Origin of the sequence: Pseudomonas sp. SMSB3, from assembly GCF_052041965.1 — a bacterium.
Classification (GTDB): domain Bacteria; phylum Pseudomonadota; class Gammaproteobacteria; order Pseudomonadales; family Pseudomonadaceae; genus Aquipseudomonas.
The window spans coordinates 1-13,368 of record NZ_JBKGGV010000008.1 but is presented as its reverse complement, the minus strand read 5'-3'; the positions used below and the strand labels follow the sequence as shown (position 1 = coordinate 13,368).

Annotated in this window: 11 protein-coding genes, 4 tRNA genes and 1 pseudogene; 7 read left to right on the top strand and 9 right to left on the bottom strand. The window is 62.6% G+C overall.

From position 1 onward, the window contains the following. Positions 1 to 42: 42 nt before the first annotated feature. On the top strand, positions 43 to 2,271 hold the full coding sequence (locus ACLEJW_RS14350) for a TonB-dependent siderophore receptor (protein ID WP_440777783.1): 2,229 nt from the start codon (positions 43 to 45) through the stop codon (positions 2,269 to 2,271). 100 nt (positions 2,272 to 2,371) lie between these two features. Here ACLEJW_RS14350 and ACLEJW_RS14345 read toward each other — a convergent pair whose 3' ends face one another. Continuing rightward, the gene (locus tag ACLEJW_RS14345; RefSeq protein WP_313645850.1) at positions 2,372 to 2,965 is read right to left on the bottom strand and encodes a biliverdin-producing heme oxygenase; all 594 of its coding nucleotides are present in this window, start codon (positions 2,963 to 2,965) and stop codon (positions 2,372 to 2,374) included. Between the two features lie 139 nt (positions 2,966 to 3,104). On the opposite strand from ACLEJW_RS14345, the gene ACLEJW_RS14340 reads away from it, so the two are divergent. Further along, entirely contained in the window at positions 3,105 to 3,641 is a 537-nt protein-coding gene (locus ACLEJW_RS14340) for a histidine phosphatase family protein (RefSeq protein ID WP_145181961.1), read from the top strand. An 18-nt stretch (positions 3,642 to 3,659) separates the two neighbouring features. On the opposite strand, the gene ACLEJW_RS14335 is transcribed toward ACLEJW_RS14340, so the two are convergent. The 4 genes and pseudogenes from ACLEJW_RS14335 to ACLEJW_RS14320 all read right to left on the bottom strand — a co-directional run bounded on the left by ACLEJW_RS14335 (position 3,660) and on the right by ACLEJW_RS14320 (position 7,581). Further along, on the bottom strand, positions 3,660 to 4,445 hold the full coding sequence (locus ACLEJW_RS14335; RefSeq protein WP_145181964.1) for a sulfite exporter TauE/SafE family protein: 786 nt from the start codon (positions 4,443 to 4,445) through the stop codon (positions 3,660 to 3,662). A 230-nt stretch (positions 4,446 to 4,675) separates the two neighbouring features. Then, complete coding sequence (locus tag ACLEJW_RS14330; RefSeq protein ID WP_371921218.1) at positions 4,676 to 5,416, bottom strand: methyl-accepting chemotaxis protein; 741 nt, start codon at positions 5,414 to 5,416, stop codon at positions 4,676 to 4,678. A 117-nt stretch (positions 5,417 to 5,533) separates the two neighbouring features. Continuing rightward, positions 5,534 to 6,562: pseudogene (locus ACLEJW_RS14325) on the bottom strand (HAMP domain-containing protein); the annotation flags it as partial. 140 nt (positions 6,563 to 6,702) lie between these two features. After that, the gene (locus ACLEJW_RS14320) at positions 6,703 to 7,581 is read right to left on the bottom strand and encodes a LysR family transcriptional regulator (protein WP_440777782.1); all 879 of its coding nucleotides are present in this window, start codon (positions 7,579 to 7,581) and stop codon (positions 6,703 to 6,705) included. A gap of 99 nt (positions 7,582 to 7,680) precedes the next feature. Between ACLEJW_RS14320 and ACLEJW_RS14315 the strand changes: the two genes are divergently transcribed. After that, the gene (locus ACLEJW_RS14315; RefSeq protein WP_313646737.1) at positions 7,681 to 8,109 is read left to right on the top strand and encodes a PACE efflux transporter; all 429 of its coding nucleotides are present in this window, start codon (positions 7,681 to 7,683) and stop codon (positions 8,107 to 8,109) included. Positions 8,110 to 8,173: 64 nt separating this feature from the next. Here the strand turns inward: ACLEJW_RS14315 and ACLEJW_RS14310 are convergent, their stop codons facing one another. The 4 genes from ACLEJW_RS14310 to folD form a co-directional block, all read right to left on the bottom strand. Beyond that, a complete protein-coding gene (locus ACLEJW_RS14310) occupies positions 8,174 to 8,857 on the bottom strand; it encodes a GntR family transcriptional regulator (protein WP_313459492.1) in 684 nt (227 codons plus the stop codon). Positions 8,858 to 8,873: 16 nt separating this feature from the next. Next, on the bottom strand, positions 8,874 to 9,578 hold the full coding sequence (locus ACLEJW_RS14305; protein ID WP_145181978.1) for a FadR/GntR family transcriptional regulator: 705 nt from the start codon (positions 9,576 to 9,578) through the stop codon (positions 8,874 to 8,876). Between the two features lie 44 nt (positions 9,579 to 9,622). Then, the gene (locus ACLEJW_RS14300; protein WP_145181981.1) at positions 9,623 to 10,933 is read right to left on the bottom strand and encodes a C4-dicarboxylate transporter DctA; all 1,311 of its coding nucleotides are present in this window, start codon (positions 10,931 to 10,933) and stop codon (positions 9,623 to 9,625) included. 354 nt (positions 10,934 to 11,287) lie between these two features. Beyond that, positions 11,288 to 12,142, bottom strand: coding sequence for a bifunctional methylenetetrahydrofolate dehydrogenase/methenyltetrahydrofolate cyclohydrolase FolD (folD, locus tag ACLEJW_RS14295; protein ID WP_145181984.1), 855 nt, complete (start codon positions 12,140 to 12,142; stop codon positions 11,288 to 11,290). Between the two features lie 270 nt (positions 12,143 to 12,412). Between folD and ACLEJW_RS14290 the strand changes: the two genes are divergently transcribed. From ACLEJW_RS14290 to ACLEJW_RS14275, 4 genes are all read left to right on the top strand, one after another. Then, positions 12,413 to 12,489, top strand: a tRNA-Arg gene (locus tag ACLEJW_RS14290). A gap of 42 nt (positions 12,490 to 12,531) precedes the next feature. Continuing rightward, positions 12,532 to 12,607: transfer RNA gene (locus ACLEJW_RS14285), tRNA-His, on the top strand. A gap of 55 nt (positions 12,608 to 12,662) precedes the next feature. Then, positions 12,663 to 12,747: transfer RNA gene (locus ACLEJW_RS14280), tRNA-Leu, on the top strand. 43 nt (positions 12,748 to 12,790) lie between these two features. Then, positions 12,791 to 12,866 (top strand) — tRNA-His (locus ACLEJW_RS14275). The last annotated feature ends 502 nt before the right edge of the window (positions 12,867 to 13,368 follow it).

The window sequence follows — 13,368 nt, the reverse complement described above, 5'->3', positions numbered from 1 at the left end:
GAAGGCTTGTCGTTCGCTCATCAATCGCAGGGAGAAGTATCGATGTCGTCCAGAACAACCAACGGCCTGGCCTTGGCCGTGCTAGCGCTGGCTTCGCCGGCCATGGCCAGCAGTGCTGGCGGACCCGTCACGCCGGAAGCTGGGGCGGGCCTGGAACTGCCGTTGGCCGATAATGCCCTGGTGATCGAAGACACCTTGGTCACCGCCGAGCGCGAAGCGCGCCAGGCACTCGGCAGCTCGGTGATCACCGCCGAGGACATCAAGCGTCATCCACCGGCCAACGACCTCTCCGAGCTGATCCGCCGCGAACCTGGCGTCAACCTCACCGGCAACAGCGCCAGCGGGGCGCGCGGCAACAACCGGCAGATCGACCTGCGCGGCATGGGCCCGGAAAACACCCTGATCCTCATCGATGGCAAACCCTCCAGCGCGCGCAATGCCGTGCGCTATGGCTGGAACGGCGATCGCGATACCCGCGGCGAAACCAACTGGGTGCCAGCCGAGGCGGTCGAGCGCATCGAGATCCTGCGCGGCCCGGCGGCGGCGCGCTACGGTTCCGGGGCCATGGGCGGGGTGGTCAATATCATCACCAAGCGTCCTACCGACGCGCTCAAGGGCAGCGTCAGCCTGTTCACCCAGCTGCCACAAGACAGCGCCGAGGGCGCCAGCCGCAGGGCCAATTTCAACCTCGCTGGCGGGCTGACCGACAACCTGGGTGTTCGCCTCTACGGGGGCCTGGCCAAGAGCGATGCCGACGATCTCGACATCAACGCCGGGCATGCCACCAGCGACCTGGTCGCCGGACGCGAAGGTGTACGCAACAAGGACCTCAACGGCCTGCTGAGCTGGAGGCTGAACGACCAGCATCGTTTCGAGGCCAGTGCCGGCTACAGCCGCCAGGGCAACATCTTTGCCGGCGACACCATGAACAGCAACGGCGGTGGCGATGTCGAGTTCGTCTCCAGCCTGTATGGCCATGAAACCAACGTCATGCAGCGCAGCACCTACGACCTGACTCACCTGGGCGATTTCACCTGGGGCACCAGCAAGACCAGCCTGGCTTACGAGTACGTGCGCAACTGGCGGCTCAACGAGGGCCTGGCGGGGCGCACCGAGGGCGCGCCCAACCAGGAAGGAGCGGCCATGTCGCGCCTGCGCAACACGCGCTTGAGCAGCGAGGTGAACCTGCCATTCGCCGCTGGCGCCACCGAGCATGTGCTGACCCTGGGCGGCGAATACCTCTATGAAGCGCTCAACGACCAAGGCTCCTTGCGTGCACAAAGCTCGGATCCCTCCGCTGGTGGCCTCATTGGCTTCGACCGCAGCAGCTCGAAGATCAACGCGCGCAGTTACGCCCTGTTCATCGAAGACAACATCGTCGTCGGTGACACCACCGTCACCCCTGGCCTGCGCTTCGATCACCACGAAACCTTCGGCGACAACTTCAGCCCCAGCTTGAACCTGTCGCATGAGCTGACCGAGGCGCTGTCGGTCAAGGGCGGTATCGCCCGCGCGTACAAGACGCCCAATCTCTATCAGTCCAATCCCAACTACCTGCTCTACAGCCGGGGCAATGGCTGCAGCGTGCAACAAAGCAACAATGGCGGCTGCTATTTGCAGGGCAACGCCGACCTCAAGCCGGAGATCAGCGTCAACAAGGAAATCGGCCTGCTCTACGACCGTGGCACCTGGCGCACCAGCGCCACGTACTTCCGTAACGACTACCAGAACAAGATCATCGGTGATACCGAAGTGCTCTATACCATCGGTTCGGGCAGTCGCGTCACCCAGTGGGATAACGCCGGCAAGGCTCGGGTCGAAGGCCTGGAGGGCAATGTCTTCATCGCTCTCACGCCGACCCTCGACTGGAACACCAACCTGACCTGGATGCTCGACAACGACAGCCGCGAAACCGGCGAGCCGCTGTCGGTGATTCCGCAGTACACCGTCAACAGCACCCTGGATTGGCAGGCCACCGACAAGCTGTCGCTGCAGCTCTCGGGCACCTATTTCGGCAAGCAGAAATCGCCGACCTACAACTACCGCACCGAGCAGGACTATGACCTGCAAGCGCAGCAGGATGTAGAGGCATACGGCCTGGTCGATGTCAGCGCAGGTTACAAATTCAATGCCCACTACGATGTGCGGGTGGGCGTGAACAACCTGTTCGACAAGCAGATTCTGCGGGGCGGCAACGCCAGTAGCTCCGGTGCCAATACCTACAACCAGCCTGGGCGAGCGCTGTTCGCGGCGCTGAACATCACCTTCTGAAGCACGCGCAGGGGGCCTCTGGCAACCCCTGCCGGCTCAGCCTGCAGGGGCCTTGGCGAAAGCGGCGCGGCTGGATCACGGTGACAGGGTGCCGCAAGACTCAGCGCGCAAGCAGCACATCACAGTGAGCGAGCCAGCGCTCGAACAGCCTGAAGGTATCGACAGCCGCTTTCACCGTCACGGCCTGATCGGCCGGGAACACCGAGGCGTGGGCCAGCCGCTCGAGGAAGCTGCGCCAGTGGCTGCCGGTCAACGGTCCATACACATCGAGGAACGCGCAGCCGTTTTCAGCGTCCAGGCCCAGGCGCTCGGCCATGGCCCGCTTGAGCACCTGGCCGCCCAGGGTCGAGCCCTCCAACACGTACATCACACCAAGCGCAGCGGGTGGGCCGTCGATCACGGGCAGCGCCTGGCAGATCGGCAAAGCTTCGACGTCGGTCTGGGTCAGGCCGAGTGCCTGCAGGTCGCGGCGCAACGTGGGGATCTTGCTGCGCTCAGGGCCTTGATAGTCATGCAGCTGCTCTTGCAGAGGAGCATGAAAGCCATAGTAGGCCTCGAGCAGGCGGCGATAGGCAGCGGTATCGAACGAAGGAGCGAAAAACGGCAGGCGCGCTTCCAAGGCTTTGTGGCTGTCGCGGGTGTGTTCGCGCAAGGCGTTGAGCAAAGGATTGGCGTCGCAGGTACGGCTGGGCATGTAAAGCGCTCTGACGGCAGATTGCCTAAGTGGGCGTAGGATAATAACCCACCGCCGCGCTGTGCCATGACTTTGTTGCAGTAAAAATATCCCTGGCGTGGTAAACCAATGGGTCTTTTGCACAGAGATTTCTCCGCCGGTGAAAGCCATACGCCTGACCTTGCTGTGCCACGCCTTGACTCTCGCGCAGAAGAACGGCTGCTTGGCGCGGCCTGATGACCCTCTGCTGAGCGACGACTCACCGCTGCGGCCTGAAGCCGCTGTGCGCCTGCTCAGCGCTCCCGAACGACGCGCCACGCAAACCGCTCAATGGCTGGCGCCCGCTGTGCCAATTGTCCCCGCGTTGGCCGATTGCAATCTTGGCTGCTGGCAGGGGCTGGCGCTCAAACAGCTGCAGGCGCAACAGCCTGACGCGCTGGCGCGCTGGTTGGCCGATCCCTCCAGCGCGCCCCACGGCGGGGAGTCGTTTGAGCAAGTGTGCGCCCGTGTGCAGGGCTGGTTGCAGGCATTCGATAGCCCGGGAGACTGGTTGGCCGTCACTCACCCTTGGGTGATTCGCGCCGCCTTGGCCTCGGTGCTGGATTGCGCGCAAGAAGCTGCGCTGCGCATCGATGTGTTGCCACTGTCACGGGTGACGCTGAGCTTCACTGGGCAATGGCGCTTGCGCCTGGGCTGAGCAAGCGCCGTGTGCTGATCAGAACGCCAATTTGTAACCGATCAGCAGCAGCATGCCGGCCAGGCAAGGACGCAGCACGCGATCGGAAATCCGCCCGGTCAGGTGGCTACCCATGTAGATGCCCGGCAGCGAACCCAGCAACAAATAGCCCAGCAGCGACCAGTCCATGTTGCCCATTCCCGCGTGGCCGATGCCGGCCACCAAGGTCAACGGCACTGCGTGGGCGATCTCGGTGCCGACCAGGCGGCGGGTAGCGAGAAATGGATAGAGCAGAAACAGCGCCACGGTGCCCAGCGCACCGGCACCGATCGAGGTGAGGGTGACCATGATTCCCAGCACCACGCCGGTCAGTACGGTCAGGGTGTTGAGGCTGCGATCACTGAGGTGGTAATGATCGCCGGCGTGACGGTTGGCAAAGGCTTGCAAGCGCGATTTGAACAGGATGGCCAGGGCCGTGAGAATAAGCACCACGGCCAGGCCTTGCTTGATGATGGCATTGAGTGCGCTGGTGTCGGTATGCAGGGTACTGAGGAACCACAGGGTCAGCGCTGCGGCAGGAACGCTGCCGAGGCTAAGCAGGCCGGTGATTTTCCAGTCGATGTTCTTCTGCTTGCCATGCACCCAGACGCCGCTGGCCTTGGTGATGGCCGCGTACAGCAGGTCGGTGCCTACGGCCGTGGCCGGATTGATGCCGAACCACAGCAGAATGGGTGTCATCAGCGAACCGCCGCCAACGCCGGTCATGCCAACGATGAAGCCCACCACCAGTCCGGCAATGGTGAAACCGAAAGAACCTACATCCATACGCTACTCGACTGCCCAGCTTTGCCCGTTATCGGATGCCTGCCAGCATATAGATTGTTCATATAGCTAAATAGAATTGTTCGTTATTAGGTTATAACTGCGCCCCTTGGGAGCTGCACGTTGCAAGCTGCGAGCTCCAATTAAAAGCAAGAGCGGGGCGGTGCGGGATTCGAGATGTCGAGTCCAGCACCGCCCCGCTTTTTTCTTGCAGCTTGCAGCCTGCGGCGCCGTCAGATCCTGAAGGTGGCGACGAGCTGTTTGAGGCGGCCGGCTTGCTGGGCCAGGGCGTCGCAGTGCTGCAAGGTCTGGTTGAGGTTTTCCACGCCTTGCTGGTTCAACGCGTTGATCTGGGTGATGTCCAGGTTCAGGCTCTCGACCACGGCGGTCTGCTCCTCGGTGGCGGTGGCCACCGACTGGTTCATGCCGTCGATTTCACCGATACGCAGGGTCACGCTGGCCAGACGCTCGCCGGCCTGATTGGCGACTTGGACCGTCTGCTCGCTCGACACCTGGCTGGTGTTCATGGTGTGCACCGCTTCGCGCGAACCCACCTGCAAACTGGTGATCATGCGGTGGATCTCTTCGGCCGACACCTGGGTGCGATGGGCCAGGTTGCGCACCTCATCGGCGACCACGGCAAAGCCGCGCCCGGCTTCACCGGCGCGCGCCGCCTCGATCGCGGCGTTGAGCGCCAGCAGGTTGGTCTGCTGCGAAATACCCTTGATCACATCGAGGATCTTGCCGATTTCATCGGTGCTGGCATTGAGCGTCTCGATCTGCTCGCACGACTCGCTGATACGTTGCGACAACGCCGTCATCGCATGGATAGCCTGGTCCACCACCTCACGCCCCCCGTGGGCCTGTTCGCTGGCGCCGCTGGCGTGTTGCGAAGCATCGGCGGCATTGCGGGCGATCTCCTGGGTGGCGGCGCCCAGCTGGTTGATTGCGGCGGCCACGCTGTTGGTGCGCATGCTTTGCTCTTCAGAGCCAATGATCGAGGCATTCGAGGCGTTCACCACCTTCTCCGACAAGTCATGCACCAGGCGGGTGGCCGAGGACACTTCGCTGATCGAGGTATGAATGCGCTCGACGAAGCGGTTGAACGAGCTTGCCAGTTCACCGAATTCATCCTGGTGCTGCACTTCCAGGCGCCGGGTCAGGTCGCCTTCTCCTTCGGCGATGTCGCGCATGGCGCGACCCATGGTGGTCAGCGGGCGCATCAGCACCGGAATCAGCAAACCGAGCAGCAGGGCGATGGCCGCCACGGCGATGAGCATGGCGATGATCGCCGACGTGCGGAATTGGCTGAGCGCCGCGTAAGCCTTGTCCTTATCGATCGACAGGCCGATGTACCACTGCGCTGACGGCAAGCCGGCCACCGGGGCGAACGAAATCAGCCGCTCTTCGCCGTTGAGCGTGACATCCTGCATGCCGGTGACCACGCGCAAGCCGCTGCCGGGGTAGATGTCGTCGAGGTTTTTCATCACCTGGGCTTTGTCCGGGCTGACGATGACTTGGCCCGTGCTGTCGGCGAGGAAGGCGTGGCCGAGGCCGCCGAAGTCCACCGAGTTGATGATCTGCACCAGGGTGTCGAGGGTCAGGTCGCCGCCCACCACGCCCATCAGCTCACCACCCGCCTTGCTTTTCACGGGTACCGCGATGGTCACCATCAAATCGCCCAAGGCGCCTTGATAAGGGGGCGTGAGCGCAGTTTGACCGGCCGTGACCGCCGTGCTGTACCACGGCCGCTGGCGTGGGTCGTAGCCAGGCGGCATTTGTGAATCGGGGCGCTGGGTGAAGGTGCCGTTGGCTTGCCCCAGGTAAGTGAAGAGGAAGTTCTTGGCGTAGGTTGGCTGCTCGATGAGCCCATTGAGGGTTGCGCCTGCGCCTTGTTCGGCGATGTCCTGCGCCAGGTTTTCCATGACCAGAATGCGCCCGCTCATCCAGTTCTGCACGCTGCTGGCCGTCAGCGCGCCAGCTTGCTGCACCGAGGCTTCGATGTTCTGGCGCAAGGTGGTGCGTTGCAGATAGTCGTTGTAGAGCGTGAACAGGGCAAAGGCCAGCACCACGACACCGCAGGCGCTGAGAAGGATCTTGTGGCGGAATTTCAGGTTCATGTTTCGAGACCTTGAGCCATGGAGGGGAGGGCCGCGCGCGCTTGTGGCGGAACGCGGAACCGGTCTCCTGGGTATCGGCCTGGCTGTTAAAAGGTTGATACGGCTACGGATTTTTGCGCCGTTGCGCGACGGACGGTGGACTATTTGCTGGCCATCAACTCGATCAGCAGGCGCGCACCTTGCCGTAGCGGTTGCTGCTTGCGCCAAAAGGCGTGAACCGGCAGCTGCAACTCATTGCGCGTGTTGCCGAACCGCAGGCGTACCAGGCGCCCGCTGTCGATCAGCGGCGCAACCCTGGCCAGCGGCAGATCGCCCCACCCGAGGCCGGCCTCGACCATCTGCAAGGCCAGGTCGAAACTGTCGGTGGACCAGTGCGTTGCGCCGATCAAGGGACGTGGGTCGAGCAGCGGAAGATCTCGGCTGCGCACCAGGATCTGGCGCACGTTGACCAAGTCTTCGAGGTAGCGGATGCGGCCTTCGACCAAGGCTGGATGCGTAGGCGCCAGTGTGGCGACCAGCGACTCCAGGCCGACGTGCTGAAAGCTGCGCTGTGGGTCGACGTGCAGTCCGGCGAACGCCAGGCACAGGTCGACGCGGCCGCTGTCGAGCAGGTGCAAGGCGTCCTCCTGCGGCGCACTGAGCACTTGGATATCGAGTAATGGATAGCGCGCACCCAGATCGGCAATCGCAGCCATCAGCGGCAGATGGTCGATATCCGGCACCACAGCCAGGCTCAGGCTGCTCTCCAGCCCTTGGGAGAGTTCCAGGGCATGCACCTGCAGCAGCCCGAGCTGCTCGGCAATCAGCCTGGCATGGGGTTCAAGCGCTCGCGCCTGAGCCGTGGCCCGCACCTCGCGCGGACCGCGTTCGAACAAGGCGTAGCCCAGCTCAGCCTCGAGGTTGCCAATGGCCATGCTCACGGCGGAGGGAACACGGTGCAGTGCGCGTGCGGCAGCGGAAAACGAACCGCGGTCGAGCACCGCTAGAAACAGCTGGATGTTATCGCTGGAAAAGTTCATGGCAGCCTCCTGTCAGTCAATCTGATGGCTGCCTACTTTTCCTGTCAAGCCGATTGAAGCACGATTGCTGCCTTGCTATTCCACCACTTGAGGTAATCCGTGCAGGGCGTCAAACGTAAATTGGTCTATGTCACGTTCTATGAATTGATCGGCTTGTGCATGTCGACGTTGGGGTTGGCGTATCTGTCCGATACCCAGGCGTCGCATACCGGCCCGCTGGCGGTGCTGATCACTAGCATCGCCATGCTGTGGAACCTGATCTACAACAGCTTGTTCGAGCGCTGGGAGAGCGGCCAGACCAAGCGCGGGCGCAGCGTGGCGCGACGCGTGGCCCACGCCATCGGCTTTCAGTTGACCCTGGTGGTGTACCTGATTCCGTTGATTGCCTGGTGGCTGGACATGACCTTGGTCGAGGCGTTCGTGGTTGACTTGGCTTTCATCATTCTGGTGCCGTGTTACACCTTCGCCTACAACTGGGCGTTCGACCGGATCTTCGGCTTGCCCACCGCGGCCATGGCCCGTGCCTGAGAGCAAGGCGCCACTGAAGTCCGCGCCAGCGCGCTTCACGCTCGCCGCTCAAGGCCAGCAGCGCTCAGCCGCCAAGGTCGAGCTTTTGCTCAAGCCGATCGAGGTGATCGTGCATCAATGCCAGCGCCGCCCGTGCATCAGCAGCCTCCAGCGCATCGATGATCGCCGCGTGTTCCTCCCAGGCGCAGTGCTCGCAGCAGGGTGATTCGTAGCGGGCGATGATCAGCGAGGTCATCGGCACCAGGCCATTGAGGAATCTCGCCAACGGTGCATTGGCAGCCACCTGCGCAAGCTTGAGGTGAAACTCGCCGCCTAGACGGATGGCGGCGCAGCGCTCGCCGCGTTCATGATGCTGGCGTTCGCGTTCGACCAATTGCCGCAGTTGGCGGATCTGCGCAGGCCGTGCGCGCTGGGCGGCCAAGCTGATCAAGGTGGTCTCGGCCAGGCGCCGGGCGCTGAGCACTTGACGCGCCTGATCTGGGTCCGGTGCAGCCAGGTGTGCGGTGTGGCTTGGGCGCTGCACGATCACCTGCTGGTCGGACAGCCGCCCGAGCACTCGGCGGATCACGGTGCGGCTGACACCAAAGGCATTGCCCAGTGCCTGTTCAGGCAGCAGGCTGCCCGGTGGCAGGCGCTGCTCGAGAATGGCATCGAACAGGCGCGGGTAGATCTGCTCGGCGGAAAGGCGCGTTTCGCCAGCGGCGAGCAGGGCTGGCAGGCGGGGGGCGGCGTGGGCGCAGGCGGTCATGGTCGCTCTCCTGTGGTCATTGGCCCGGGTGATCGTCCGGGATGTTGAGTTCGATGCCCATGCGCAGCCCCTCGGCAAGGATGTGCTGGCGCATCTGGGCGCTGGCGTGGGCGCTGTTGCGATCGCGAATGGCGCGCACCACGGCTTCGTTTTCCTTGAGCCGAGCGGCCAGGTGTTCGGGCGAATTGCGCAGCATGCTGGCGCTCTGCTTCAGGGCGTTGCCGGTCTGTTGCACCACGCTCTGGAAGATCGGGTTGGTGGTCAGGGCAAACAGCGCTTCGTGAAAAGCGATATAGGCACTGACCCCGGCTTCGCTGTCATCGGCGTCCAAGGCTTCGCGCATGTCCATCAAGGTCAGGCGTAGTTGCCCGATGTCCTGACTGTTCGCCGACTGCGCCACCAGGCCGACGATGAACGGCTCGAGGGTGTAGCGCAGCTCCAACACATCGGCCAGGCTTGCCGCCGCGGTGGCTTCGCCAGCGGGGTCCTGGGTCGGTGCCTCGGCGTCGAGCACCAGCACCCCCTTGCCCGGCAGCGAACGTACCAGGCCCAGGGTTTCCAGCACGGTCACTGCTTCGCGCAGGCTCGGCCGGCTGATGCCCAACTGCTCGGCCAGCTCGCGCTGCCCAGGCAGCATGTCGCCAGAGCGCCACTGGCCGCGGGCCAGGGCCTTGCGCAGTTTTTCCACCACTGAGTTGACGACGGTCGATGAGCTGATCACGGTTCGCTCCTGCGAGGGCCGGCGACAACGCCGGCCGGGTTCGCTCAGAATTCCTGTTGATGGGGGTTGGCTGGCTTGCGCGGCGTCATGGCGAAGCCCGGTTTGCCATCGAGCACCTTCTGCGCGCGCTCAAGGTCGATGTCCTTTTCCCAGCGCGCGATCGCCACGGTGGCCACGCAATTGCCGATCAGGTTGGTCAGTGCCCGGCCGATACCCATGAACCAGTCCACTGCCAACACCAGCACCAGGCCGACGACCGGAATCGCCGGTACCGCGGTCAGGGTCGCCGCCAGGATCACCAGTGCCGAACCTGGGATGCCGTGGGCACCCTTGGAAGTCACCAGCGACACCAGGAGGATGGTCAGCAGGTCGGTCATCTCCAACGGCGTGCCGGTGGCGTTGGCGATGAACACGATGGCCAAGGTCAGGTAGATCGAGAAACCGTCCAGGTTGAACGAGTAACCGGTAGGGATCACCAGCCCGACGGTCGAGCTGCCGATACCCAGGTGTTCAAGCTTGCGCATGATCTGCGGCAGCACGGCGTCGGAGGATGCGGTGCCCAGCACGATGGTCAGCTCTTCACGCAGGTACTTGATGAACGGCAGCAGCTTCAAGCCCGACACGCGCATCACGGTGCCGAGAATGATCAGTACGAAGCCGGCGCAGGTCAGGTAGAACAGCGCCACCAGCCCACCCAGGTGCTGCAGCGATTCCAGGCCGTACTTGCTGGTGGTGAAGGCGATCGCGCCAAACACGCCGATCGGTGCCAGGCGCACGATCATGCCCATGATGCGGAAAATCACGTGGCTCAGTTCATTGATCAGCCGCGAAATACCGGCGGCCGATTCGCCCACCAGGTTCAGGGCGCTGCCGAACAGCACGGCGAACAACAGCACCTGAAGAATATTGTTATCGGCGAAGGCACCGATCACCGACGTGGGGATCAGGTCCATGAAGAAAGCGGTAGCACCATGCAGATGCTGGCCGCGCTCGGCCAGGCTGCCGGCATCGGCGGCGGAGAGCTGGTCAAGGTGAATGTTGGCGCCGCTGCCGATACCGCTGGTAAAGGCGAAGACCAGGCCGATGACCAGGGCGATGGTGGTCAGCACTTCGAAGTAGATGACCGATTTCAGGCCGATGCGTCCAACCTTCTTCAAGTCACCGGCGCCGGAGATGCCGCTGACCACGACGCAGAACACGATCAAGCCGATGAGCATCTTGATCAACTTGATGAAGCCGTCGCCGAGGGGTTTGAGTTGCAGGGAGAGGTCGGGGAAGCTGAGGCCGCAGGCAATGCCGAGAGCAAGGCCGAGCACAACTTGCAGGAAGATCGAACGCGAGCACCATTTGAGCATGGGAGAGATCTCAGATCGGTGTCCTTGCTTCGATGCCGCACGGGGCGAAAGAGCGCAGGACTTAATTATTGTGGTCTTACCGGTTTGTTCAGCGCGCAGTCATGGAACCGCGAAAAATCCCATATTGCAAGGGTTTTTGGCCTGACCGGTCTGACCAGTTATGGGGCATTGACGGCGGCCACGCTCTGGATCGGTGCGTGTATCGTTTGCGCAAGATAAGGAGGATGTGCGATGGCCGGCGCTGCGCGAGAGCTGTGCAAGCAGCTTGCCAAGGGTAGGGAGCAAGGCGGCGAAGGCGAGTAGGCGGGCAAAAAACGGCACCCGCCAGGGGTGCCGTTCTCATCGGGCGCTGTGTTACTTGTGCAGCTCTTCGGCGGCGTACAGCGTGTTCTCAAGCAGGCATGCGCGGGTCATCGGGCCGACGCCACCTGGCACTGGGGTGATCCAGCCGGCGCGGGGCAGGGCGGTCTCATAGACCACATCGCCCACCAACTTGCCGTCTTCCTGGCGATTGATGCCGACGTCGATGACGATGGCGCCTGGCTTGATCCACTCGCCTTTGACCAGGCCCGGCTTGCCAGCGGCCACCACTACCAGGTCGGCGCGACCGACATGGCCGGCCAGGTCCTGGGTGAAGCGATGGCATACGGTGACCGTGCAGCCACCGAGCAGCAGCTCCATGGCCATTGGCCGACCCACGATGTTGGAGGCGCCGACGATCACCGCGTCCATGCCGTACAGGTCCTGGCCGGTGCTTTCGAGCAAGGTCATGATGCCTTTCGGTGTGCACGGGCGCAGCAGCGGAATACGCTGGGCCAGGCGACCGATGTTGTAAGGGTGGAAACCATCGACGTCCTTGTCCGGGCGAATGCGCTCGAGCAGCAGGGAGGCGTCGAGGTGCGCCGGCAGCGGCAATTGCAGCAGGATGCCATCGACGGCCGGGTCGTCGTTGAGGCGGTCGATCAGCTCGGTGAGCGCTTGCTGCGTGGTATCGCTGGGCAGGTCGAACGCCTGGGAAATGAAACCGACCTCTTCGCAGTCCTTGCGCTTGTGCGAAACATAGACGTGGGAGGCGGGGTCGGTGCCGACCAGAATCACTGCCAGGCCCGGCGTGCGCAGGCCTTGCTGGCGGCGCTCCTCGACCCGTTGAGCGATCTGCTTGCGCAGGTTGGCGGCGATCGCCTTGCCATCGATTAGGTGTGCAGTCATAGACGCGTGATTAACCATCGAGAAAGAAACCATAAAGAGCGCGCATTCTCGCACGACATGGCTCGAGGGCAAAGGCGAGTGGTCGGGCAAATGCCCTAACCCCTTCAATAATTTAAATTTTTTGGAGAAATGTGTTGACGGCCTAGAGGCTCGCCTATAAGATTCGCCGCACTTGTCGGGCACAGCCTAGCACTGGTTGGCGAAGTCGGGCGGAATGAGTGGTTTAGCAGTTACCTGTTAAGGCCTCGTTCGGTTAGGCTTTAAGCTTAAGCGCCCGTAGCTCAGCTGGATAGAGCATCCGCCTTCTAAGCGGATGGTCGCAGGTTCGAGTCCTGCCGGGTGCGCCATTTAGGCAGCTGGGCAAGCAAGTAGTGCTGTAGTGCAATATGGTGGGCGTAGCTCAGTTGGTAGAGCGCTGGATTGTGATTCCAGTTGTCGTGGGTTCGATTCCCATCGTCCACCCCATATTCAATGAAGGCGCCTCTGATTGCAGGATTGGCGCCTTTGTTCTAAGCGTTACGCGGACGTGGTGAAATTGGTAGACACACTGGATTTAGGTTCCAGCGGCGCAAGCTGTAAGAGTTCGAGTCTCTTCGTCCGCACCATGCTTCTGTAAGTTGTACCGCAACACCGCAATATTGTTACATGGTGGGCGTAGCTCAGTTGGTAGAGCGCTGGATTGTGATTCCAGTTGTCGTGGGTTCGATTCCCATCGTCCACCCCATATTTTTTCAAAGGCGCTTTGATCGCAAGATCAGGCGCCTTTGTTGTTTCTGGGCGGTATGGCTTGAGGGTTGTGGCGCCTGTGACATCGCGCCGCCCGCGCGGCGCATCGCGAGCTGCGCTCGCTCCTACGTTTGTTTCGGGCCGATGTTTCCTGTGGGATTTGCGTGCGGACGCCTTGGTGCATGGCGCGATATCACGTCGTATCAACAAGGTAGTCGCGCGCGCCTGCCACAGGCGTTACTGGTCCGAAACAAACTGGGCTGTATGGGTTGAGGGTTTCGGCGCCTGTGGCATCGCGCTGCCCGCGCGGCGCATCGCGAGCTTTGCTCGCTCCTACGTTTGTTTCGGGTCATTGTTTCCTGGGGGATTTGCGTGCGGACGCCTTGGTGCATGGCGCGATATCACGTCGTACCAGCAAGGCAGTCGCGTGCGCCTGCCACAGGCGTTACTGGCCCGAAACAAACTGGGCTGTATGGCTTGAGGGTTTCGGCGCCTGTGAC